Origin of the sequence: Streptomyces sp. NPDC093018, from assembly GCF_040684035.1 — a bacterium.
Classification (GTDB): Bacteria; Actinomycetota; Actinomycetes; order Streptomycetales; family Streptomycetaceae; genus Streptomyces; species Streptomyces murinus.
This window is the reverse complement of sequence record NZ_JBFBFF010000001.1, coordinates 801,999-824,934: the sequence shown is the minus strand read 5'-3', so window position 1 is coordinate 824,934 and position 22,936 is coordinate 801,999. Positions and strand designations below refer to the sequence as shown.

General features: G+C 72.2%; 20 protein-coding genes. 9 read left to right on the top strand and 11 right to left on the bottom strand.

The genetic code is table 11. The features are described 5' to 3' along the window. Positions 1 to 20: 20 nt before the first annotated feature. Positions 21 to 2,522, bottom strand: coding sequence for an AAA family ATPase (locus AB0N90_RS03625; RefSeq protein WP_365192693.1), 2,502 nt, complete (start codon positions 2,520 to 2,522; stop codon positions 21 to 23). 23 nt (positions 2,523 to 2,545) lie between these two features. Beyond that, positions 2,546 to 3,514, bottom strand: coding sequence for a Dyp-type peroxidase (locus AB0N90_RS03620; RefSeq protein WP_365192692.1), 969 nt, complete (start codon positions 3,512 to 3,514; stop codon positions 2,546 to 2,548). Between the two features lie 104 nt (positions 3,515 to 3,618). Between AB0N90_RS03620 and AB0N90_RS03615 the strand changes: the two genes are divergently transcribed. Continuing rightward, positions 3,619 to 4,008, top strand: a complete 390-nt coding sequence (locus AB0N90_RS03615; protein ID WP_365192690.1) for a hotdog domain-containing protein — start codon at positions 3,619 to 3,621, stop codon at positions 4,006 to 4,008. Between the two features lie 6 nt (positions 4,009 to 4,014). Here AB0N90_RS03615 and AB0N90_RS03610 read toward each other — a convergent pair whose 3' ends face one another. From AB0N90_RS03610 to AB0N90_RS03600, 3 genes are all read right to left on the bottom strand, one after another. Further along, positions 4,015 to 4,353 (bottom strand): NUDIX domain-containing protein, encoded by a 339-nt coding sequence (locus AB0N90_RS03610; RefSeq protein ID WP_361679493.1) that lies wholly within the window; start codon positions 4,351 to 4,353, stop codon positions 4,015 to 4,017. A gap of 73 nt (positions 4,354 to 4,426) precedes the next feature. Further along, a complete protein-coding gene (locus AB0N90_RS03605; protein WP_365192687.1) occupies positions 4,427 to 5,326 on the bottom strand; it encodes a YegS/Rv2252/BmrU family lipid kinase in 900 nt (299 codons plus the stop codon). A 34-nt stretch (positions 5,327 to 5,360) separates the two neighbouring features. Continuing rightward, positions 5,361 to 6,953 (bottom strand): FAD-binding oxidoreductase, encoded by a 1,593-nt coding sequence (locus AB0N90_RS03600; protein WP_361679499.1) that lies wholly within the window; start codon positions 6,951 to 6,953, stop codon positions 5,361 to 5,363. Between the two features lie 132 nt (positions 6,954 to 7,085). Between AB0N90_RS03600 and AB0N90_RS03595 the strand changes: the two genes are divergently transcribed. Together AB0N90_RS03595 and AB0N90_RS03590 are read left to right on the top strand one after the other, a co-directional pair. Further along, the gene (locus tag AB0N90_RS03595; RefSeq protein WP_365192685.1) at positions 7,086 to 7,694 is read left to right on the top strand and encodes a TetR/AcrR family transcriptional regulator; all 609 of its coding nucleotides are present in this window, start codon (positions 7,086 to 7,088) and stop codon (positions 7,692 to 7,694) included. Continuing rightward, complete coding sequence (locus AB0N90_RS03590; protein WP_365192683.1) at positions 7,691 to 9,256, top strand: glycerol-3-phosphate dehydrogenase/oxidase; 1,566 nt, start codon at positions 7,691 to 7,693, stop codon at positions 9,254 to 9,256. The genes AB0N90_RS03595 and AB0N90_RS03590 overlap by 4 nt, the downstream gene beginning before the upstream one ends. A gap of 127 nt (positions 9,257 to 9,383) precedes the next feature. Here the strand turns inward: AB0N90_RS03590 and AB0N90_RS03585 are convergent, their stop codons facing one another. The 4 genes from AB0N90_RS03585 to AB0N90_RS03570 form a co-directional block, all read right to left on the bottom strand. Continuing rightward, on the bottom strand, positions 9,384 to 10,835 hold the full coding sequence (locus tag AB0N90_RS03585; protein WP_365192681.1) for a WGR domain-containing protein: 1,452 nt from the start codon (positions 10,833 to 10,835) through the stop codon (positions 9,384 to 9,386). Positions 10,836 to 10,947: 112 nt separating this feature from the next. After that, the gene (locus tag AB0N90_RS03580; RefSeq protein WP_365192679.1) at positions 10,948 to 11,922 is read right to left on the bottom strand and encodes a threo-3-hydroxy-L-aspartate ammonia-lyase; all 975 of its coding nucleotides are present in this window, start codon (positions 11,920 to 11,922) and stop codon (positions 10,948 to 10,950) included. A gap of 53 nt (positions 11,923 to 11,975) precedes the next feature. Further along, a complete protein-coding gene (locus AB0N90_RS03575; RefSeq protein WP_365192677.1) occupies positions 11,976 to 12,623 on the bottom strand; it encodes a PAS domain-containing protein in 648 nt (215 codons plus the stop codon). Between the two features lie 115 nt (positions 12,624 to 12,738). Then, positions 12,739 to 14,631, bottom strand: a complete 1,893-nt coding sequence (locus AB0N90_RS03570; RefSeq protein ID WP_365192675.1) for an ATP-binding cassette domain-containing protein — start codon at positions 14,629 to 14,631, stop codon at positions 12,739 to 12,741. Between the two features lie 671 nt (positions 14,632 to 15,302). Between AB0N90_RS03570 and AB0N90_RS03565 the strand changes: the two genes are divergently transcribed. Beyond that, positions 15,303 to 16,781, top strand: a complete 1,479-nt coding sequence (locus AB0N90_RS03565) for a glutamate--cysteine ligase (RefSeq protein WP_361679520.1) — start codon at positions 15,303 to 15,305, stop codon at positions 16,779 to 16,781. 28 nt (positions 16,782 to 16,809) lie between these two features. Here the strand turns inward: AB0N90_RS03565 and AB0N90_RS03560 are convergent, their stop codons facing one another. After that, entirely contained in the window at positions 16,810 to 17,574 is a 765-nt protein-coding gene (locus AB0N90_RS03560) for a cache domain-containing protein (RefSeq protein WP_365192673.1), read from the bottom strand. Between the two features lie 37 nt (positions 17,575 to 17,611). After that, on the bottom strand, positions 17,612 to 18,358 hold the full coding sequence (locus AB0N90_RS03555; RefSeq protein WP_365192672.1) for a GntR family transcriptional regulator: 747 nt from the start codon (positions 18,356 to 18,358) through the stop codon (positions 17,612 to 17,614). 104 nt (positions 18,359 to 18,462) lie between these two features. Here AB0N90_RS03555 and AB0N90_RS03550 point away from each other — a divergent pair, with 104 nt between their 5' ends. The 5 genes from AB0N90_RS03550 to AB0N90_RS03530 all read left to right on the top strand — a co-directional run bounded on the left by AB0N90_RS03550 (position 18,463) and on the right by AB0N90_RS03530 (position 22,803). Then, positions 18,463 to 19,494, top strand: coding sequence for an ABC transporter ATP-binding protein (locus AB0N90_RS03550; RefSeq protein WP_365192670.1), 1,032 nt, complete (start codon positions 18,463 to 18,465; stop codon positions 19,492 to 19,494). Positions 19,495 to 19,517: 23 nt separating this feature from the next. After that, positions 19,518 to 20,711 (top strand): ABC transporter substrate-binding protein, encoded by a 1,194-nt coding sequence (locus AB0N90_RS03545; protein ID WP_365192668.1) that lies wholly within the window; start codon positions 19,518 to 19,520, stop codon positions 20,709 to 20,711. Between the two features lie 3 nt (positions 20,712 to 20,714). Beyond that, the gene (locus tag AB0N90_RS03540; protein WP_361679535.1) at positions 20,715 to 21,608 is read left to right on the top strand and encodes an ABC transporter permease; all 894 of its coding nucleotides are present in this window, start codon (positions 20,715 to 20,717) and stop codon (positions 21,606 to 21,608) included. Positions 21,609 to 21,633: 25 nt separating this feature from the next. Beyond that, positions 21,634 to 22,449 carry an ABC transporter permease gene (locus AB0N90_RS03535; protein ID WP_365192666.1) on the top strand — a complete coding sequence of 272 codons (816 nt, stop codon included), beginning with the start codon at positions 21,634 to 21,636 and terminating at the stop codon, positions 22,447 to 22,449. Between the two features lie 72 nt (positions 22,450 to 22,521). After that, positions 22,522 to 22,803 (top strand): hypothetical protein, encoded by a 282-nt coding sequence (locus tag AB0N90_RS03530; RefSeq protein ID WP_361679541.1) that lies wholly within the window; start codon positions 22,522 to 22,524, stop codon positions 22,801 to 22,803. Positions 22,804 to 22,936: the final 133 nt, after the last annotated feature.

The following is a 22,936-nucleotide window of genomic DNA, read 5'->3' as shown; positions in this document are numbered from 1 at the left end:
GAACGCTCCGCCGGGGCGCGTCAGCTCTCGGGCTTGCCGGCCTCGGGCTTGCTGACCGAGCAGTGCAGCGTGTCCTTCACCACGTCGGCGACGATCGTGTCCCCGGGCTCGGCGTCGCCGCTGAGCAGCAGTGTGGCGATGCGGTTGTCCAGTTCCGCCTGGATGGTGCGGCGCAGCGGGCGGGCGCCGAACTCCGGCTGGTGGCCATGGGCGATGAGCAGTTTCTTCGCGGCCTCCGTGACCTCAAGCGTCATGCCCTGGGCGTGCACCCGGTGCTTGCTCTGGTCCAGCAGATGGTCCACGATCTGCGACAGGTCGTCCTCGGTGAGCCCGTGGAAGATGATGATGTCGTCGATGCGGTTGAGGAACTCCGGCAGGAAACGGCCCCGCAGATCGTCCATCAACTCGTCCTTCAGATCGGACACATCGCCCTTGTGGTCGAGGATGCGGTGCGCGCCGATGTTGGACGTCATGATGATGACGCAGTGCCGGAAGTCGACGGTACGGCCCTGGGAGTCGGTCAGTCGGCCGTCGTCCAGGATCTGGAGCAGGGTGTTGAAGACGTCGGGGTGCGCCTTCTCCACCTCGTCGAACAGCACGACGCTGTACGGCTGCCTGCGCACCTTCTCGGTGAGCTGGCCCGCCTCCTCGTAGCCGACGTATCCGGGCGGGGCGCCGACGAGCCGGGCGACGGTGTGCTTCTCCTGGAACTCGCTCATGTCGAAGCGGACCATCCGGTCCTCCTCGCCGAACAGCAACTCGGCGAGTGTCTTGGCCAGTTCGGTCTTGCCGACACCGGTGGGGCCGAGGAACAGGAAGGAGCCGACGGGCCGGTTGGGGTCGCCCATGCCGGCGCGGTTGCGCCGTACGGCCTGGGAGACCGCGGTGACGGCCTCGTCCTGGCCGACGATGCGGGCGTGCATCTCCTCCTCCAGCCTGAGGAGTTTCTCCTTCTCGCTGGCGGTGAGCTGGGAGACGGGAATGCCGGTGCGCCGGGAGACGATGTCGGCGATGTCGGAGGCGGTGACGGAGACAACGCCCTCGCGGCGCTCCTCGATCCCGGCGAGTTCGGCCTCCAGCTCGGCGAGCTGCCGCTTCAGATCGGAGGCCCGCTCGAAGTCCTCGGCGGACACGGCCTGTTCGAGCTCGCGGCGCAGCTTGGCGATCCGGTCCTCGCGGCTGACGACCTCGGTGGAGCGGCTGGCGCTGCGCAGCCGTACCCTGGCGCCCGCCTGGTCCATGACGTCGATGGCCTTGTCGGGCAGGAAGCGGTCGGTGATGTACCGGTCGGACATCTCTGCGGCGGCTACCAACGCGCCGTCGTCGAAACGGACTTGATGGTGCGCCTCGTAGGCGTCCCGCAGCCCTTCGAGGATCTGCACCGTCTCCTCGACGGTCGGCTCGGGGACCATCACCGGCTGGAACCGGCGCTCCAGGGCGGCGTCCTTCTCGACGTACTTGCGGTACTCGTCGATGGTGGTGGCGCCGACCACATGCAACTCACCGCGCGCGAGGGCGGGTTTGAGCATGTTGCCCGCGTCCATGGAACCCTCGCCGGTGGCGCCGGCGCCGACGACCGTGTGCAGCTCGTCGATGAAGAGGATGATGCTGCCGCTCGCGGCCTGGACGTCCTCGATGACCTTCTTCAGCCGCTCCTCGAACTGGCCCCGGTACTGGGCGCCCGCCACCATGCCCGACAGGTCGAGCGCGACGACCCGCTTGTCCTTCAGGGTGTCGGGGACCTCACCGGCCACGATGCGCTGGGCGAGGCCCTCCACGATGGCGGTCTTGCCGACGCCGGGTTCGCCGATCAGCACCGGGTTGTTCTTGGAGCGCCGGGACAGGATCTCCACGGTCTGCTCGATCTCCTCGGCGCGTCCCACCACCGGGTCCAGCTTGCCGGCCTTGGCCTCGTCGGTCAGGTCGCGGCCGTACTCGTCCAGGGTGGTGGCCGGCTGCTTGCGCTCGGCCGGCGCGTTCTCGGCGCGGGCGGCCTGTTCGGCCAGGCCCGAGAGCTTCTGGGTGTCCATGCCCTCGGCCCGCAGCAGCCGGGCGGCGCCGGTGTCGCTGTCGCCGAGCAGCGCGGCGAGGATGTGCTCGGGGCCGATGTACGACACCCCGGCCGCCTGGGACTGGGCGTAGGCGGCGCCGAGGGTGCGCTTGGCGGCGGGGGTGAGCCCGGGTTGCGCGGAGGGCTGGCCGGACTCGTGCGGCAGGACCTTGGCGATCTCGTTCGCGAGGGTGTCGGGGTCCACGTCCACCTGGAGCAGCAGCCTGCGCGAGGGCTCGACCTTGGTGGCGGCCCACAGCAGATGCTCGGTGTCCAGGTCGGAGGTGCCGTCCTCGGCGGCCCGCTGCGCGGCCAGGTTGAGGAGTTGCTGCGACGACTCCGTCAGCAGTCGCCCGATCGGCACCCGCTGCACGGCGGGCGGCGAGGACGCCGGCGACATCCCGAAGAAACGATTCAGCAGCTCACTGAACGGGTCCTGGGAACCGAAGGGGGCGCCGAACGACATCGACATGAGAACTCCTGGTGCGCAAGGGGTCAGTTCTCACTGAACCCCGGCGCCGAGTGGCCCGCAAGCGGAGGCCGGGCGGGGAGATCGTCGAGGAAGGCGATGGTCGGCACATGGAAGAGACAGCCCGTGACCGGCACCGAGAAGTCGAGGATCCGGTCGTGCGAGGCGGGGTCCCGGCCGAGGAACATATTGCGCAGCATGGACTCCGTGACCTCGGGTGTACGGGCGTAGCCGATGAAGTAGGTGCCGAACTCGCCCTGTGCGATGTTTCCGAAGGGCATGTTCTCGCGCACGATCTTGCGTTCGTTCCCGTGCTCGTCGGTGACGGTGTTGAGGGCCACGTGGGAGTCGGCGGGCTTCACGTCGTCGGGCAGTTCGATGTTGGCGAGCCTGGTGCGCCCGATGGTCTTCTCCTGCTCCTCGACGGACAGGGCGTTCCAGCCCTTCATGTTGTGCAGGTACTTCTGCACGATCACATAGCTGCCGCCGCGGAAGCCCGGGTCCTCGTCGCCGATGAACACCGCGTCGTCCGCGATCTCGCCCTCGGGGTTCTCGCTGCCGTCCACGAAGCCGAGCAGATCGCGTTCGTCGAAGAACTTGAAGCCGTGCACCTCGTCCACCACGGTGGCGGCGCCCGCCAGCCGCTCGGCGAACAGCCGGGCCAGTTCGAAGCAGAGGTCCATGCGGCGGCAGCGGACATGGAAGAGGATGTCGCCGGGGGTGCCCGGGGCCTGGTGGCGGGGGCCGTCCAGTTCCTTGAACGGGTGCAGATCGCGCGGGCGCGGCCCGCCGAACAGCCGGTTCCAGGCGGCGGAGCCGATGCCGACGACACAGCTCAGCTCCTCGGGCGGGGCGCGGAAGGCGACCGAACGGCGCAGGGCGGACACATCCTGCAACAGGTCGCGGACGGTGTCCTCGCCGCCCTGGTCGATGGTGACGACGAGGAACACGGCGGCCCTGGCGGGCGGGACGACGACGGGCTGCGACTCGGGCACGGGGACCTGCCTCCTCGTACGGGGCGGAGCCGGACCGTTCCAGCATGGCGCGGCCCCGCGGGCTCGGCAGGTCGGAGGGCCGCTGGGCGCCTTAGCGTGGGGAGATGCGCGACGAGGTGAGCGATGACCGCCAGATGTCCGATGCCCACCGGGTGACCGATGCCGACACCGCGCGGGCGCTGGGCAGCGGCGAGGTGCCCGTGCTCGGCACGCCCCGGCTGATCGCCTGGCTGGAGGCGGCGACCGTGCGCGCCGCGGCGCCGTTCACCGGTCCGGGCGAGACCACCGTGGGGACCGCCGTCCGGGTGCGGCATCTGCGCGCGACGCACGTCGGCGGCCGGGTCGAGGTGACGGCCCGGCCGCCGGCCCGGGCGCAGGCGCGGCGGCTCACCTTCGCGGTGCGGGCCGTCGACGCGGACGGCCTGCTCATCGCGGAGGGCGAGATCGACCGCGCGGTGGTGGACCGGCGGCGGTTCCTCGAAGGAGGCGCCTGAGCTGGATCACACGGGGGTGTGCCCCTCCAGGTAGTCGCGCACGGCCGCGGGCAGCGCGATGCCCGCGGTCTCCCCGTTCGGCGTCCAGCGGATGTCCTCGGGGGCGAGCCGGGCGCCGTCCGAGGGGTCCTCGCTGAGGAGTTGGCACAGCACGGCCGGGCCGTCGTCCAGCGCCGCGGAGCCGTCGGCCAGATAGCCGGTGAGTTCATAGACGACGCGTGCGGCGGTGGCCTCGGCCGTCTCCGCCGGCTGCCCGGTGCCCGACGGCAGCCCCCAGCGGTCCGCCTCCCGGACCAGCAGCAGCCGGCCGTCGTACACGACGACGGCCTGTACGGCGTTCTCCATGCGCTTCCTCCCCCTTGTCCGCCGCTCCCCCGGTCGCTGCTCGCCTACCCAGCCGCGCCGCCCCGCACACGGGTCAGGCCGTGTCCGCGGGCCGGTACAGCACCGGCAGGTCCCCGGGCCGTACCCGGACGGTCACCGGCAAGGTGGCCTCCACCTCGCCGTCGGCGCCGTAGGGGACCGGGCCACTGGACTCGATGCGCAGCTCCTTGGCGCGCAGGACCCGCACTTCGGGGCGGCGTATGTGAGTTCCGGTCTTCAGCTCGTTCATCAGGGTGAAGAAGAGCCGGCGGGGCGCCTCCTTGATCATCACGATGTGCAGCAGGCCGTCGTCGACCCGGGCGCCGGGGGCGATCTGCCGACCGGAGCCGTAGTAGGGGGAGTTGGCGGCGACGACCGTGTAGCCGCGGTGGGTGTGCTCCTCGCCGTCGACGGTGACGCGGTAGTCGGCGGGCCGCCAGGTGGTCACCGCGCGCAGGCCGCCCGCGTAGTAGGCGGCGGCGCCGCGCAGCAGCCGGGTCTGGTTGGCGTGCCGGTTGGCCAGCGCGTCGACCCCGGCGTACACACTGCCGAGGACCACGGTGCGCCGGTGCACGGCGGACTCCACCTCGATGGTGTCGACGGCCCGGGGTTCGGCGTGCAGCAGGATGTCGGCGAGCGCGGCGGGGTCGGCCGGCAGGTCGAGGGCGCGGGCGAAGTCGTTGCCGCGTCCGGCCGGGACGATGCCGAACACGGTTCCGGTGCCGCTCAGGGCGCCCCCGATGCCGCCGGTGATGCCGTCGCCGCCGACGGCGAGCACGATCCGGCCCCGCTCGCCGGCCTTTCGGGCGATGTCCTGGGCGTGGGCCAGGCTGTGGCTGTACTCGGTCTCCAGACCGGCCCCGGCCTCCCTGAGCAGGCGGGCCACCTGGAGCAGCGTGGCCGCCGCGGTGGAGCCGCCCGCGGTCGGGTTGACGACGGCGGTGAACTGGCGCATCGGGAGTGCCTCCGGGGCAGGCGGTGGGGTGGGGTCAGTCGGTGGGCAGCAGGACGCCGGGGTTGAGCAGCCCGTCGGGGTCCAGGCGGCGCTTGACGGCGCGCAGTGCCTCGACGGCCAGCTCTCCGGTCTCCCTGACATACCAGTCGCGGTGGTCGGTGCCCACCCCGTGATGGTGGGAGATGGTGCCGCCGGCGGCACCGATCGCCTCGTTGGCCGCGTGCTTGGCGGGCGTCCAGTGGGCCACCGGGTCCTCGCCCTGGGCGCTGACGACCGTGAAGTACAGCGAGGCGCCGTTCTCGTACACATGGGAGATGTGGCACATCACCAGGGGCGGGGTGCCCGCCTCGGTGAGGGTGTCGGTGAGCGCGGTGCGCACGGCCGCGTACAGCTCGGGGACGCGGGACCAGAAGGCGGCGGTCTCCAGGGTCTCGGCGAAGGCGCCGACGTCGAGGAGGGCGTCGCGCAGATACGGCGCGGAGAAGCGGCCGTGCGCCCAGCGCTCGCCGGACTCGGTGCCGAGCGGGGTGCCGCCGCAGGCGGTGAGGACGGCGGCGGCCCGCTCGCGCCGGTACGCGGTCTCCTCGGGCGTGCCCTCGTAGCCGGTGATGGCCAGGCAGCCGGCGTCGCTCTGACCGAGCCCGGCGCCGATCTTGTCGGGCGAGGCGAGGCCGATGAGGGTCTCGGTCTCGTCGGACAGGCGCAGCACGGTCGGGCGCGGTCCGTCCTGGGCGAGCCTGCGCAGCGCGGCGGCGCCCGCCTCGAAGGAGGCGAACCGCCAGCCCTCGTAGACCTTCGTCTCGGGCAGCGGGCGCACCCGCACGGTGACGGAGGTGATGACGCCGAAGGCGCCCTCGGAGCCGAGGATCAGCTGGCGCAGATCGGGGCCCGCGGCGGAGCGGGGGGCGCGGCCGGTCTCGACGGTGCCCTCGGGGGTGGCGAGGGTGAGGCCGAGGACCATCTCGTCGAAGCGGCCGTAGCCGGCGGACGCCTGGCCGCTGGAGCGGGCCGCGGCGAAGCCGCCGATGCTGGCCCACTCGAAGGACTGCGGGAAGTGGCCGAGGGTGAAGCCCTGTTCGGCGAGGAGCGCCTCGGCCGCCGGGGCGCGCAGGCCGGGCTGGAGGACGGCGGTGCGCGAGACGGGGTCGAGTTCGAGCAGAGCGTCCATGCGGCGCAGGTCGAGGGCGACGAACGCGCCGCGCTCGGGGGCGAGTCCGCCGACCACGGAGGTGCCGCCGCCGAACGGCACGGCGGCCAGGGCGTGGTCCGCGCAGACGCGCAGTACGGCGAGGACCTCGTCGTGGGTGGCGGGCAGGACCACGGCCTGCGGGACGTCGCTGACGTCGCCGGTGCGGATGCGCAGCAGGTCCGGGGTGGACTTGCCGCGGGTGTGCCGGACGCGGCTCTCGGCGTCGGTGCGCACGTGCTCGGCGCCGCCGACGGCCTCGGCGAGCGCCGCGAGGGCGGCGGGGCCGGCCGTGGGGGCGGGCAGGTCGAGGTCGTCCAGGGCGAGCGCGGGGGTGCTGCGCGGCTTGACGCCAAGCAGATCGCGCAGCAGCCCGGTCACCGAGTCGGGCAGCGGTGCCGCCTTGGCCGGGTCGCCCCAGCCGTTCCACAGCATGTCCATTGAACGGTCGTCCTCACAGGTCGGTGGCTCGGTCCGGGCGGTGTCGGGCCCTGTCGGGCGGACCGTCACGGCCGGCCGTACGGCGACGGTCCGCTGGTTTTCCGCCCGGCCCGGGGCGTTACACTGTTACACATGACGCCTATTCGTCACAACGGTACGGAAGACACGGAGAGCGATCCGATCCTCGACGCGGTGCGCGACTGCGTGCTGGCCGTCGGGGTCCGCCGCACGACCCTCGCCGACGTGGCCCGCCGCGCCGGTGTCTCCCGGATGACCCTGTACCGGCGCTGGCCGGATCTGCGCACGCTGGTGGGCGATCTGATGACCCGTGAGTGGATCGCCGTGGCCACCCGGGCGATCCCCGCGCCCACGCCCGGCCTCGACACGCGCACCAGGATGGTCGAGGGGCTGGTGGCGGGCGTCGAGGCGTTCCGGGCGCACCCGCTGTTCCACAAGATCGTCGACGTCGATCCGGAGCTGCTGCTCCCCTATGTGCTCGACCGGCGCGGGGCGAGCCAGCTGGCGCTGCTCGCGCTGCTGACCGAGAGCCTGCGCGAGGGCCACGAGGACGGCTCCGTGCGCCGCGCCCACACCGAACGGCAGGCGCGCGCCCTGCTGTTGACGGTGCAGTCCTTCACCCTGTCCCTGCGCACGATGGCCGACGAGGACGACCCGGAGCTGGACTCCGCCGCCTTCCTCGGCGAGCTGCGCACCCTCCTGGAGAGGATCCTCAGGCCATGAGTCACACCGAGGCGATACCCGGCTCGTCCCTCAGCGCGGCCCGGCGCACCCGGGAACTGACCGAGGCGACGGCGGGGCGGGTGGCCGATGTGCTGGTCGTCGGGCTCGGCGCCACCGGGGCCGGGGTCGCCCTGGACGCGGCGGCCCGCGGTCTGGACGTCGTCGCGGTGGACGCCCACGACCTGGCCTTCGGCACCTCGCGCTGGAGCTCCAAGCTGATCCACGGCGGGCTGCGCTATCTGGCGTCCGCGCAGTTCGAGGTGGCGCACGAGAGCGCGGTGGAGCGGGGGGTGCTGATGACCCGTACCGCCCCGCACCTGGTCTGCGCGCAGCCGTTCGTGCTGCCGCTCACGCCGATGGTCTCGACGGCTCAGGCGTCCCTCGCCTGGGCCGGGTTGCGGGCCGGTGACATGCTGCGGCTGGCCGCCCGCACCCCCCGCCAGGTGCTGCCCGCGCCGCGCCGGCTGTCGGCGACGGAGGCACGGCACCTGGCGCCCGCGGTGCGCGGGGCCGGGCTGCGCGGCGGGCTGCTGTCCTGGGACGGGCGGGTCACCGACGACGCCCGGCTGGTGACCGCGCTGGCCCGGACGGCGGCGGCGCGCGGGGCGCGGGTGCTGACCCGGGTCCGGGTGCTGGAGCTGACCGGCGGCGGCGCCCGTATCCGTGACGAACTCACCGGTGAGGAGGGCGAGATCAGGGCCCGCGTGGTGATCAACGCCGCCGGGGTGTGGGCGGGCGGTCTGGTCGACGGGATCCGGATCCGGCCCTCGCGCGGCACGCATCTGGTGCTGCGCTCGGAGCGGCTCGGGGAGCTGCCGGCCGGTCTGCACATCCCGATCCCGGGCGAGACCAATCGCTTCGTGCTGGTGCTGCCCCAGGGGGACGGCCGGGTGTACGTCGGCCTCACCGACGAGCCGGTCGAGGGGGGCATCCCCGATGTGCCGGAGGTGCCCGAGACGGACATCGGCTTCCTGCTGGACGTGCTCGGCTCGGCGCTGGACGTGCCGGTCGCCCGGGACGAGGTCGTCGGCGCGTTCGCCGGGCTGCGGCCGCTGCTGGACATGTCGGGGGGCGGCGCGGGGACCCGCACCTCCGACATCTCGCGCCGGCACGCGGTGCTGACCTCGGCGGACGGGGTGATCACGGTGGTCGGCGGCAAGCTCACCACGTATCGCCGGATGGCCCAGGACGCCGTGGACGCGGCCACCGCGGCCAAGGGGCTCGCCGTGCCTCCGTCCCCCACCGCGGACCTGCCGCTGGTCGGTGCCGCCGCGCCCGAGCGGCTGCGGGCCCTGCCGGTGCCCAGCCGTCTGATCCGCCGCTACGGCACGGAGGCCCTCGCGGTCCACGCCCTCACCGCCGAGGACCCCGCCCTCGCCGCGCCCGTGCTGCCCGGCCATCCGGTCACCCGCGCCGAACTCGTGTGGGCGGCCCGGCACGAGGGCGCCCTGGACGAGTCCGACCTGCTGGACCGGCGCACCCGCATCGGCCTGGTCCCGGAGGACCGGGAGGCGGCACTGGCGGTGGCGCGGGAGGCGGTGGCGGAGGGGGTGCCGGGCTGAGGGCAGAGGGCAGGCCGAGGGGAGATCGCGGGCCGAGGGGGGATCGCGGGCCGAGGGGAGATGGCGGGCTGAGGGGGTACGTCGACGATCGCCGTCGCGTTCCTCGCCCCCGCCCCTTCCCCACCCCTCACACCAGCCGCCGGATATCCCCCCGCACCCGGTAGAAGCCTCCCGCCGCCGGATGCAGGGCGTCCACGACGTAGCGGGCGCCCGGGACGCGTATCGCGCGGGGGAACTGGACGTTCCAGGAGGCGTCGTAGCCCCCGGAGATGACGTGGACCCGGAGGCGGCCGGATTCCTGGACGCACTCGACGACGACCGAGCCGGTCGGAGCCTGGGCCACGGTGGCGACGGCCTCGACGGCGGTGGCCGGGGCGTACGCCGGGAGCGCGGCGGCGAGTTTGACGTCGCGGACGACCGGCACCGAGCCCTGCTGGGCCGCGCCGATGGCGGTCTCGCTCGCGTCCACGCACACCAGGGAGCCGTCCGTGGTCACCAGGTACAGCCGCTCGTCGCGGTACTGCATCGACAGCGCCGAGCCGCTGCCCGTGCCGAGCTTCCACAGCCGGGTGCCGTCGCGGTCGAAGCAGTAGACGGACGAGGCCGCGTCCCCGGCGAACACGAACCGGCCGCCCGGCGAGGTGGCGCAGGAGTACACCGCGCTGTCGCAGGCGTACGTCGCCTCGATCGCGCCGGTCGCCTTCGACAGCCGCTGCACCACCCGGTGCCCGGTGCCCGCGTACACCGCGTCGTCCTCCTGCCAGCCGAACAGCACCCCGCCGCGGGTGCGGGTGTGCCACAACTCGCCGCCGCCGTCGGGCCGGTAGGCGGTGACGCCCTGGTGGTGGCCGTGGTAGACGGCGCGGTCGTCGGCGCGCACCATCCAGGCGTGCTCGCCCTGGCTGCGGCGGGCCCACTGGTGCTCGTCCTCGTGGTCGATGACGGTGAGCCGGCCCGCGCGGTCGGAGACGTTGAGCACGCCCTCGTGGATGTCCAGCCAGAAGATGTCGACGTCGGCGTTGATGTCGTACGCGGCGAAGGGCAGTTTGGAGGACAGGTCGTACACCTTGCCGTCGTCGCAGCCCGCGTAGATCCAGAAGTCGTCGGCGACCAGGCACTTCACGCCGTCCGGCAGCCCGAAGCGGGCCAGTACGGCGCCCTCGTGGTCCAGGGTGTAGACGTCGCCCGCCTGGTTGCCGATCCAGCAGTGGTCGTCGTCCACATGGATGCCGAACGCCGCCGAGCCGGTGCGGAACCGCCACAGCACCGGCGCCACGGCGCGGGCGGTGGAGGGGGCCGAGCTGACCTGGCGCCGGGTCACCGGCCGCGGGGCGCGACCGCCCCGCACCGCGGGGGCGTACCCCTTGCGGACCTTCTCGCCGACCTTCTTCGCCGCGGCGGCCCGCGCCTTCTCCACGGTCGGGAACGTGCTGGTCTGCGTCTGGCCATCGGCACCGATCCGGCCGTACCGCACCGTCACCACCGGTCCGTCGACGCTCACCTCGTAGAACTTGTGCGCGCCCCCGCCCTCCTGCGACAGCTCCAGATACGTCGTCTCCGCCGCGGACACCGCAGACATGGCACACCCCTCCCCACAGCGGACCCCCGGCCGTCCCGCAGGTCCTCACTGATCACACCGTAGGTCGGGGCACTGACAATCGACCCGGACGGCGAGGCGGCGCCCGCGCCGCTCAGCCGCCGAGCAGTTCCGCGAACCGGCGGGTGTCGATGTTGCCGCCCGAGGCGATGACGCCGACCCGGGGCGGGAGGTCGCCGACGCGCCCGGCGAGGAGGGCGGCCAGGCCGGTGGCGCCGCTGGGTTCGAAGACGGTCTTCAGCCGGTCGAAGGCGAAGCGCATCGCGTCGAGGATCTCCGTGTCGCCGACCAGCGCGACGGAGTCGACCAGGTGCCGGTTGACGGCGAAGGTCAACTCGCCCGGGACCGCGACCGCTTGGCCGTCGGCGATGGTGCGGGGCACGGGGACGGCCACCCGGGTGCCGCTCTCCAGGGACCGCTTGGTGTCGTCGCTGCCCTCCGGCTCCACCCCGATGACCCGGATGTCCCGGTGCAGTCCCTTGGCCGCGACGGCGCTGCCGGCGATCAGCCCGCCGCCACCGACCGGCACCAGCAGCGCGTCCAACGGGCCGACTTCTTCGAGGAGTTCGAGGGCGGCCGTGCCCTGGCCCGCGATGACGTCCGGGTGGTCGTACGGCGGGATCAGGGTCAGGCCCCGCTCCTTCGCGAGGGCCGTGCCGAGCGCGACGCGGTCCTCGGTGTAGCGGTCGTAGGTGACGATCTCGGCGCCGTACCCGGCGGTGGCCTCCCTCTTGGAGCGCGGGGCGTCCTCGGGCATCAGGATGACGGCGCTGGTGCCCAGTTCGCGGGCGGCGAGGGCGGTGGCCTGGGCGTGGTTGCCGGAGGAGAACGCGGCGACACCCTTGGCCCGCTCCTCGGGCGGGAGCCCGGCGATGGCGTTGTAGGCGCCGCGGATCTTGAAGGCGCCCATCCGCTGGAGGTTCTCGCACTTGATGAACACCCGCGCGCCCACTCGTTGGTCGAGGGTGCGCGAGGTGAGGACCGGGGTGCGGTGGGTGAAGCCCTCGATGCGCGCGGCGGCCGCGCGGATGTCGTCGAAGGTCACGGGCAGGTCGGCGGCGCCGGACATGGCGAAGTCCTCTTTCTGTACCGGGTGTTCGTGTGCTGCTGCGGCCGGGCTCCTCACGGATCCGACGGCGGTTTCGCGTAGTTGTAGACGGTCGCCCGGGACACTCCGAGGAGGTCGGCGATGGTGCGCGCGGCGTCGCGGGACTCGAAGTAGCCGTCCCGGTTGAGCTGTTGCACGAGCGCCTTCTTGTCCGCACGGCTCAGCGACCGGGGCGGGGCGCCGCGCTCGGCGGAGAACTCCTCCACCACCCGGCGCAGTTCGCGTGCGTGGCGGTCGCGCAGCGTCTCCAGGGGTGCCTCGCCGTGTCCGCTGTCGGTGGCCACGAGGTTCGCCAGGGTGAGAGCCACGGGCGACAGCACGGAGACGTCGAGGTTGAGGCAGAGCGCGGCGATGTACCGCCCCTCGGCGTTCTTGATGCCGATGGAGGTGCTCTTGGCCGGGCGGCCGTCGGGGAAGCGGTTGGGGTAGTTCTGGACGACATCGGGGAAGGCGGGGTCGGCGATGCGGCTCAGCCCCAATTCCGTGGCGGAGTCGCCCACTTGGCGGCCCGACAGGTTGTTCTCGATGGCCCGGATCGAGCGGTCCGGGTCCCTCAGGTCGTGCAGGACCACCTCGCACAGGCCCGGGAACATCCGCCCGAGGGCGACGGCGATCTTCTCGGCCTCCTGGACGAGATGCTCGTCCGCCGCCCCGCTGTCCATCCGCCGACCCCTCCCCTGAGGCTCCTTGGCCTTAAAATCTATTTCTGGACAATGAGGCTAAGCGATCGGCCGGCCGCTGTCCAGGGAGTACCGGCGGCACCGGCCGGGCGGCACGTCAGCGGTCCTTGGCCAGGGCGACGAGCTCCGCGAACAGCCCGCCGCCCGCCACCAGTTCGTCGTAGGACCCCTGCTCCACGATGCGGCCCTGCCGCATCACGACGATCCGGTCGGCGAGACGGGTGTTCTCCAGCTGGTGGGTGACCACGATGGTCATCCGCCGGGCGGCGATCCGCTTGATCTCCAGGAAGATGCGGTGCTCACCGCGCGGGTCCATCTGCGAGGTGGGTTCGTCCAGGATGAGCAGGGGCGTACGCCGGTACAGCGCGCGGGCGCAGGCCAGTCGCTGCCACTGGCCGCCGGACAGCTCGACGCCGCCGTAGACCTCCCGCGCGAGCAGCGTGTCGAGCCCTTGCGGCAGGCCCTCGATCGCCTCGCGCATGCCGACGGCCTCCACGGCCTCCCACACCGGGTCGTCATGACGGGTGCGCGGCTGGCCGAGGGTGATGTTCTCCCGGGTGCGCAGCGGCCAGCAGGCGAAGTTCTGCGGCACGAGCGCGGTGCGCGCCCAGACGGACTCGGGCCGGGCGCCCGCCAGATCGATGCCGTCCCACCGGACGCGGCCCTTGTCTGGCAGCAGGATGCCGGTGATCAGCCTGGTCAGCGTGGACTTGCCGGAGCCGTTCTCGCCGACGATCGCGAGGATCTCGCCGCGGCGCAGGGTGAGAGAGACGCCGTCCACGGCGGGCTCCTCGCTGCCGGGGTAGCGGTGCGCCACCTCGTCCAGGCGGATCTCCTCGACCTCCGCCGGGACGACCGACTCCCCGCGCCGCGGGGCGCGTTCGGCGGCCAGGTCGAGGAAGGCGCGCATGTCGGCGAGGTAGAGGGAGGTGTGGAACATCGCGGCGCCGTTCTGCACGAACTGGGTCAGCGCGCCGAGGGTGGTCTGCACGGCGACGACCGCGGTGGCGGCGACCGGCAGCGCCACCCGCCCGGTCATCGCGAGCCAGGCGAGCGCGGCCCAGGTGCCGAGCAGGAACAGGCCGCCGAGCGCGGAGGTCGCGAGGACGATGCGGAGCATGCGGGGCGCGGCGTCGAGGATGCGCCGGTCGATCCGCTCGGACAGCGCGCGGTACCAGTGGATGAGGTAGCCGGTCATCCCGTTCGCACGGACCTCGTCGCCGTGCCGGGAGTACGCGGCCCACCAGCGCATCATGCCGCGTACGTTGCGGTCGGCGAGGTTCAGGTAGTGGGTCTCGTAGTCGACGCGGGCCGAGAGCACCGCACCGAGGCCGGCGGGCAGCACCGCCAGCAGCAGGAGCGGCAGCATCAGCCAGTGCAGTGCGGTGATCACACCGCCGGCGGCGATCATGCGGACCAGGGCGGCCATGAACCGCTGGGCGTCCTTGACCATGGTGGTGGTGCGGGTGACGCCGACCTCCGCGGCCTCCTGCCGGTCGGCGAAGCCGTCCTCGCCATAGGCCGACGCCTCCACCCGGCACACGGCGGAGACGAGCGCCACATCGGCCTCGGTGACCAGGCGCGGGGTGATCCGGCCGTCGGCGTAGGAGGCGAGGGCCGAGCTGATCCGGCCGGTGGCGGCGGCCGCGGTCACGACGGCGAGGGCGGGCAGCGCTCCGTGCAGGCGTTCGGACACCGGGCCCAGGCCGAGGATGTGGGTCATGGCCCGCGAGGTGGCGGTCAGGACGAGGGCGGCGGCGACGCCGGTGACGAGCTGGCACCCGAGCAGCAGGACGACACCGGTGCGGTCCACCGCCCAGGCCATGCGCGCGGTCCGGCCGAGCACCGAGGGCAGCCGGCCGCACATGGTACGGAAACCGGCCCCTTCCAGCGGGTTCTTGCCGGACTCCCCCTCGTAGCCGATCGTGGCCGGTGGCGGTGGCGGTGTCGGTGTCGGTGTCGGGGAGCTTTCGGTCGAGGCGTCGGTCACCTGCGTCCCTCCTCGGGGTCGGCACCGCACCTGGGTGGTCCGGTGGTGCCAGGCTCAACGAGAAGAGGGCGATTCGAACGCGCTCGATTCCGGACGAAGAGGCGACCTGGTGTCCGGGGCGTCGAAGCTACGGCCGCAGTCGGCACAAGGGTCCTCGCGTCGACGGGCATGGCCGAAACGCCGGGACGGGGAGGCAGGACGGGGCGGGGAACTACCCGAGCGCAGTGGATTGAACGTTCCCCGCCCCGGGTCGACCCACCGCCGATACATCGCCGATGCATCGGCGATGGGGCGGGGGCCGGTCTGGGGCGCTGCGGCACACAGGGGACGTGCCGCGGGCGTGCTGAGGTGTACCGCGACGCACTGAGGCGGACCGCGGCGATCGAAGATCTCGTTCAGACCTTGCGTCGCCGCCCGCCCGAAGGCCAACGGAGACGGACCGACCGGGTGACGCCCCCCGTCGCTACGCCCGCCGTTCTTCGCCCTCGGCGGTCCCCGGTACGGTCATCGAGCGGTGCGCGGCGGCCCCGGCGCCGCGGCGACGCGGGGTGTCGGCCTCGCCCGGACCCGGCCCCCGCAGGGCCGCATGGTGGCCCCTCACCGATGGTGCGACATTGGGATGAGACTGTCCGCGATGAGACTGTCCGACGAGGGGTAATCCTGGAGGCGCGATGGGGCGTGACGTCCCGGCGCTCGTGTTCACCCGCGAGGACCGCCGCCGGTACCGGGTCAAGATGCAGGAGTGCCTGGACGCGTTCGCGAAGATGCTCCGGGAGGCACGGTTCGACTCCGAGCGGCCGCAGGTCGGCCTGGAGATAGAGCTGAATCTGGTGGACGACGCCGCCGAGCCCGCCATGCGCAACAGCGATGTGCTGGACGCGATCTCCGACCCGGCGTGGTCCACCGAGCTGGGCCGGTTCAATCTGGAGATCAATGTGCCGCCGCGGCGGCTGACGGCGGGCGGTCCGGACGCCTGGGAGTCGGAGATCCGGGCCGCGCTCGACCACGCCGACGAACGGGCCCGCTCGGTCGGCGCCCGGCTGATCACCGTCGGGATCCTGCCCACGCTGCGGCAGGAGGACATCGGCGAGGAGACGCTCTCCGAGAACCCCCGCTACCGGCTGCTCAACGACCAGGTCTTCGCGGCCCGGGGCGAGGATCTGCGGATCGAGGTGGACGGCGTCGACCGGCTGCGCACCTATGCGGACAGCATCACCCCGGAGGCCGCGTGCACCAGCACCCAGTTCCATCTCCAGGTCTCCCCCGAGGAGTTCGCCGACTACTGGAACGCGGCACAGGCCATCGCCGGCGTCCAGGTGGCGCTCGCGGCGAACGCGCCCTTCCTGTTCGGCAAGGAGCTGTGGCACGAGACCCGGATCCCGCTGTTCGAGCAGGCCACGGACACCCGCCCGCAGGAGATCAAGGTGCAGGGCGTACGGCCCCGGGTGTGGTTCGGGGAGCGCTGGATCAACAGCGTCTTCGATCTGTTCGAGGAGAACGTGCGCTATTTCCCCGCCCTGCTCCCGCTGTGCGACGAGCAGGACCCGGCGGAGACCCTGGACCGCGGCGACGTGCCCGAACTCGGCGAACTCACCCTGCACAACGGCACGATCTACCGCTGGAACCGCCCCGTCTACGCCGTCTCCCGGGACCGGCCGCACATCCGCGTGGAGAACCGGGTGCTGCCCGCCGGTCCGACCGTCGCCGACACCCTCGCCAACGGTGCCTTCTACTACGGTCTCACCCGCGCGCTGGTCGAGGAGGACCGGCCGGTGTGGTCGCGGATGTCCTTCAAGGCCGCCGAGGAGAACCTGCACAGCGCGGCCCGGTACGGCATGGAGGCGCTGCTGTACTGGCCGGGCGCAGGCGAGGTCACCGCGCCCGAACTGGTGCTGCGCAGGCTGCTGCCGCTCGCCCATCGCGGCCTGGAGCGCTCCGGGATGGACGCGGCCTGGCGGGAGCCGCTGCTCGGCATCGTCGAGCAGCGCTGTGTGGCGGCCCGCAACGGCGCCGTGTGGCAGAAGGAGATGTTCCACCACCTCATCGACACCACCCACTGCTCCCGGCACGAGGCGCTGCGGCGCATGACCGAGCTGTACATCGACTACATGCACCTCAACGCCCCGGTGCACACCTGGCCGGTCGACTGAGGCACGGCGAATCCAACTCCCGCGCGGATCAAGCCAGTACGAGGACCAGCGGGATCCCCCGGCACGGCACCAACCGCATGCCCTCGTGGGCGCCGATCGGGTTCCGCCCGAGCAGCAGAGCGCCGAAGTCCGGTCCCCTGGTGAGGGATCCGGCCAGGTGCGCGGGGTCGGCGGAGGCGGCGACGCGGCCACGGGCGTTCACCAGGTGGGCGGGGCGCGCGAGACGCCGTAGCAGCGGGAGGACGGCGGCCTCGAAGTGGCGCAGATGCACATCGGCCGCGGCGACCCCGGCGAACTCGCCCTGGGCATACACCGGTTCGGAGAGCGTGAGGCTGTATTCGTCGGAGCAGAGGTAGTCGACGTACGGTCCGGCCACCGCCCGCCGCCCGGTGCCGCGGGGCCCCGCGAACCAGTCCCAGTGGGTGTAGTCGGAGTACGCCGTCCGGCCGGGGTCGAGGTCGAGCAGCAGCGGCCGTACGTCGCCCTCGGTGCCGCACTGCCACCACTCCAGCCAGGCGGGCACATCGGCGAGCAGCCCCGGGGCGGCGACGAAACCGGCGCCGGAGACCAACTCCCCCCGCGCGAGGCGCTGATGGAGTCCGGGGCGCAGAGCGGCGAGGTCGGCGCTGACGGCCGGGCGCCCCGCGGCGCTCACCCGGGCGAGCAGTGCCGTCGTATCGGCGCGGGTCGCGGCGACCGCGCCGAAGACGGCTTCCAGGGCGTCGCCCACCCGCGCGGCCACCCACAGCTCCGTCTCCGTGCCGGGCGCGGCGAGCCCCGGGCTGACGCCCATCGTGTCCTCCAGCGGACGGGAACCGGACGCGGCGCGGTCAGAGGGCGAGGCGTACGGCGACGAGCCGGGCCACCGGGTCCCTGACGCACCGCTCGGCCAGCGTGCCGGCCGTTGCGTGGTCCCCATCCTGCACGGCGGAGATCAACCCGCGCTGCCGGTCCGCAACTTCTTCACGACAGGAGTCGTCGGCGAGCACGAGGCACAGCAGCGCGCCCACCTCGCCCTGGAGCGCGAGCTGTTCCCGGGTGAGCCGGGCGGACTGGGCGGCGGCCGCGAGTTCGACATGGAAGCGGCCGTACAGACGGCCGCGCGCCGCCGCGTCCTCGGCCCGTATCAACTCATCCGCGCTGCGGCGCAGCTGGGTCAGGTCCTCGGGCTCCGTGCGCTGGGCGGCGAGCCGGGCGGCGGCGCCGGACAGGGCGGCCCAGTGGTCGCCGAGGTCGCGCAGTTCCTCGGTGCTCCAGCCGCGCAGCCGGGTTCGGAGCCGGTCCTCGGCGGGCAGTTCGGGCAGGGCGACGAAGCTGCCGCCGCCGCGCCCCCGGCGGGTGATCAGCAGGCCCTGTTGCCGCAGGGCCATGAGGGCTTCCCGCAAGGTGACGGTGGAGACGCCGAGTTGCCCGGCGAGTTCGCTCTCGCCCGGCAGTTGCTCGCCGTCGGCGAGGAGGCCCAGTTCTATGGCGTCGCCGAGGCGGCGGACCACGGTGTCCACCCGGGCCCGGTTGTCCACCGGGCTGAACACGGCTCTGCGGGCGCCGCCGTCGGTCTGATCCTGCCTCACGGGCATCACCTCGTGCGTTGACTCAAGCTTTACCCCAACGGGCTCTTGAGTTGAGAACTATGACTTCATATGTTTGCGGTCAACGTTCCGCGCGCCAGAAAGGTTCCCCCATGCAGGGAATTGCGATCCGGCTGCACGACCTGCGCAAGTCGTTCGGGGAGACGGCCGCCGTGGCGGGGGTCGATCTGGAGATACGGGACGGCGAGTTCTTCTCGATGCTCGGCCCGTCCGGCTCCGGGAAGACCACGGTGCTGCGGCTCGTCGCCGGGTTCGAGACGCCCGACGCGGGCCGGATCGAGCTGGCCGGACAAGAGGTCACCGGGCTCGCCCCGTTCGAGCGGGATGTGCACACCGTCTTCCAGGACTACGCGCTCTTCCCGCACATGACGGTCGAGCAGAACGTGGCGTACGCGCTCAAGATCCGCAAGGTGCCCAGGGCCCAGCGCCTCGCCCGTGCCCGCGAGGCGCTCGCGGAGGTGCGACTCGGGGGCTACGGCGCCCGGCGGCCCGCCCAGTTGTCCGGCGGCCAGCGGCAGCGTGTCGCGCTCGCCCGCGCCCTTGTCGGCCGCCCCCGTGTGCTGCTCCTGGACGAGCCGCTCGGCGCCCTCGATCTGAAGCTGCGCGAGCAGATGCAGGGCGAACTCAAGGCGATCCAGCGGGAGGTGGGGATCACCTTCGTGTTCGTCACCCACGACCAGGAGGAGGCCCTGACGATGAGCGACCGGATCGCCGTCTTCGACCGGGGCCGCATCGCCCAGGTCGGCACCCCCGCGGAGATCTACGAACGCCCGGCGACGCCTTTCGTCGCCTCCTTCGTCGGCACCTCCAACCTCCTCGACGGAGAGGTGGCCCGGCAGCTCGTCGGCGCCCCGGGCACCTACAACATCCGCCCGGAGAAGATCCGTGTCCTGAAGGAGTCCGCGGAGGCGGACGAGCCCGAACACATCACCGCCACGGGCCTGGTCGCCGATGTCGTCTACCTCGGCGACACCACCCGTCTCCTCGTCGACCTCGACGGCGGCGGCCGGCTCACCGCGGTGCAGCAGAACCTGGAGACCTCCGCCGAGGACGTCGCCGCCTACCGCGGCACCCGGGTCCGCCTCCAGTGGCACCGCCGCCACGCCGTCCGTCTCCCCTCCTGACCCCCACCTCTTGGAGAAACGCCGTGCGTCTCACCCGAACCCTGCGCACCGCCGCCTGTGCCGGCGCCGCGCTGCTGCTCGCCGCCGCCTGCGACTCCTCCCGCTCCACCTCCGCCACCGGTCTCAACCCGCCCGATCTGAAGGCCCCGACGAAGCTCGGCAGGACGGAGGGGCAGGTCGATCTGATCGCCTGGGCCGGGTATGTCGAGGACGGCTCCGACGACCCGCGGGTCAACTGGGTCGGCGACTTCGAGAAGCAGACGGGCTGCCAGGTCCACTCCAAGGTCGCGGCCAGCTCGGACGAGATGGTCAAGCTGATGAAGACCGGCGAGTACGACGCCGTATCCGCCTCCGGCGACGCCTCCCTGCGCCTGATCGCCTCCGGTGACGCGGCCCCCGTCAACACCGGCCTGGTGCCCAACTACAAGGATGTCTTCAGCGGGTTGAAGAACGGCGCCTGGAACTCGGTGAACGGCAGGATGTACGGCATTCCGCACGGCCGGGGCGCCAATCTGCTGATGTACAACACCCAGAAGGTGCGGCCCGCGCCCACCTCCTGGTCCGCGGTCTTCGAGGGCGCCTCGAAGTACAAAGGCCATGTCACCGCGTACGACTCGCCGATCTACATCGCTGACGCGGCGCTCTATCTCAAGGCCACCAGGCCGGAGTTGAAGATCAAGGACCCGTACGCGCTGGACCAGAAGCAGTTCGACGCGGCCGTGGCCCTGCTGAAGAAGCAGAACGCGGACGTCGGCGAGTACTGGGGCGACTATCTCAAGGAGGTCTCCGCCTTCAAGAGCGGTGACTCGGTCATCGGGACCACCTGGCAGGTGATCGCCAACCTCGCGTCCTCCGAAGGTGCCGAGGTCAAGGCGCTGCTACCGAAGGAGGGTTCGACCGGCTGGTCGGACACCTGGATGGTCTCCAGCAAGGCCAGGCATCCCAACTGCGCCTACAAATGGCTGAACTGGATCGTCTCCCCCAAGGTCAACGCCGAGGTCGCCGAGTACTTCGGCGAAGCACCCGCCAACTCCAGGGCCTGCGCCGAGACTTCGAACAAGAACTTCTGCGCCGTCTACCACGCGGCCGACGAGAACTACTGGAAGCGGATCGCCTTCTGGAACACGCCCATCGAGCAGTGCCTGGACGGCCGCACGGACGTCACGTGCGTGCCGTACGCCAAGTGGGTGCAGGCCTGGACCGAGATCAAGGGCTGAACCATGGTGAGCGAAGCGACCACCGCGGCGAGGCCTTCGGGGGTACGACGGCTCGCCGGGGCCCTACACCGCCGGCCCCGGCTGCGCCTCGCCCTGCTGCTCACCGCGCCGCTCCTGTGGCTGATCGTGCTGTATCTCGGCTCGCTCGCGGTGCTGTTCGCGTCCGCGTTCTGGACCACCGACTCCTTCACCTCCCAGGTGGTGAAGGTCTGGTCGACGGACAACTTCCACCAGCTGGTGACGACACCGGTGTTCCGCGAGGTGATCGTGCGCAGCGTGGGCGTCGCGCTCGCGGTGACCGTGCTGTGCGCGCTGATCGCCTTCCCGGTCGCCTTCTACACCGCCCGGGTGGCCCCGCCGCGCCGGCGTCCGCTGCTGGTGGTCGCCATCCTCACCCCGCTGTGGGCGAGTTACCTGGTCAAGGTGTACGCCTGGCGGCTCATCCTGTCCCGGGGCGGGCTCGCCGACTGGCTGCTCGCGCCGCTGGGGCTCGGCGGCCCCGGGTTCGGACTGCCGGCCACGGTGCTCACGCTGACGTACCTGTGGCTGCCGTACATGATCCTGCCGATCCACACCGCGCTCGAACAGCTCCCGGCGCAGCTGCTCGACGCGTCGGCGGACCTCGGGGCCCGCGCGGGGCGCACCTTCCGTTCGGTGGTGCTGCCGATGGTGCTGCCGTCGGTGGCGGCGGGCTCGGTGTTCACCTTCTCGCTGAGCCTCGGCGACTACATCACCGTGCAGATCGTCGGCGGCAAGACCCAGCTGATCGGCAATCTCGTGTACTCCGACATCGAGTTGAACCTGCCCATGGCCGCCGCCCTCGGCACCGTTCCCGTGCTCGTGATCGTCCTGTACCTGCTGGCGATCCGCCGCACCGGCGCCCTGCACAGTCTGTGACCGACTCCCGTAAAGGAGGAACGAGGTGCATCTCACCCGCAGTGCACGCATCGCCCTGCGCGTCGGCGCCGGGCTCGGTTTCGCGGTGATCTACGTGCCGCTGCTGCTGGTCCTCGTCAACTCCCTGAACCCGGACCGCAGCGCGAGCTGGCCGCCGCCGGGGCTGACCGGGCGCTGGTGGTCGGCGGCCCTGCACAACTCGGGCGCCCGGCACGCGCTGTGGGTGTCGGTGAAGGCGGGGCTCGGGGCGACCGCGATCGCGCTGGTCCTCGGGACGCTGATCGCGTTCGCCGTGACGCGGCACCGCTTCTTCGGCCGGGGCACGGTGTCGTTCGTGGTGGTGCTGCCCATCGCGCTGCCCGGCATCGTCACGGGCATCGCCCTCAACTCGGCGTTCGGCACAGTGCTTTCGCCGCTCGGCGTGGGGCTCGGGCTGTTCACGGTGATCGTCGGGCATGCCACGTTCTGCGTCGTCGTGGTGTTCAACAACGTGGTGGCGCGGCTGCGGCGGACGACGGGGTCGTACGAGGAGGCGGCCATGGACCTCGGCGCGACCACCTTCCGCGCCTTCCTGGACGTCACCTTCCCGCTGGTGCGCTCGGCGCTGCTGGCCGGTGCGCTGCTGTCGTTCGCGCTGTCCTTCGACGAGATCGTGGTCACCACGTTCACCGCGGGGCCCGGCATCGAGACGCTGCCGATCTGGATCTTCGACAATATGACGCGGCCCCAGCAGGCGCCGGTGGTCAATGTGGTGGCCGCCGTCCTGGTGCTGCTTTCGGTGGTGCCGATCTATCTCGCGCAGCGGCTGTCGGCGGACACCGCGACCGCCAGCCGGGTGTGAGCCCGGGGCCGGACACGCGCGGGCAGGTGCCGGTCCGGGTGTGGCGCCCGCCGTGATGGAACCCTGCGGCCCATGAGCAACCCTCCGAGCGTGAACAGTTATGTCGACCGGGTCACCGCGGGACCCGGCGGGGCGATGACGGACGAGGCCGGCGTCATCACCGGCGATCTCACCGTGGCCACGATCCTGCGGTCGGACGGCCGCAGTGCGCGGGTCGCCGTCCAGCACTTCGGCGGTGACACCTGGTACACCCTCACCGGCAGTCCGGCGCCCGTCCCCGAGGGGCGGCTCGCCGCCTATCACCGGGATCTGCTGGGCCGTATCCGCCGAGGTGGGGGCACCCGCGCGAGCTGACTTACGGTCAGTTCCGGTGTGCGAACGAACAGTTGATTCTTTCATGAACACGCAAAAAGGCGGCTCCCGCACCTTGACCGGGGTTTGGTCCAGACCAATTATGGCCTAGACCAGTAGCCCCGGCCGGGCCCTA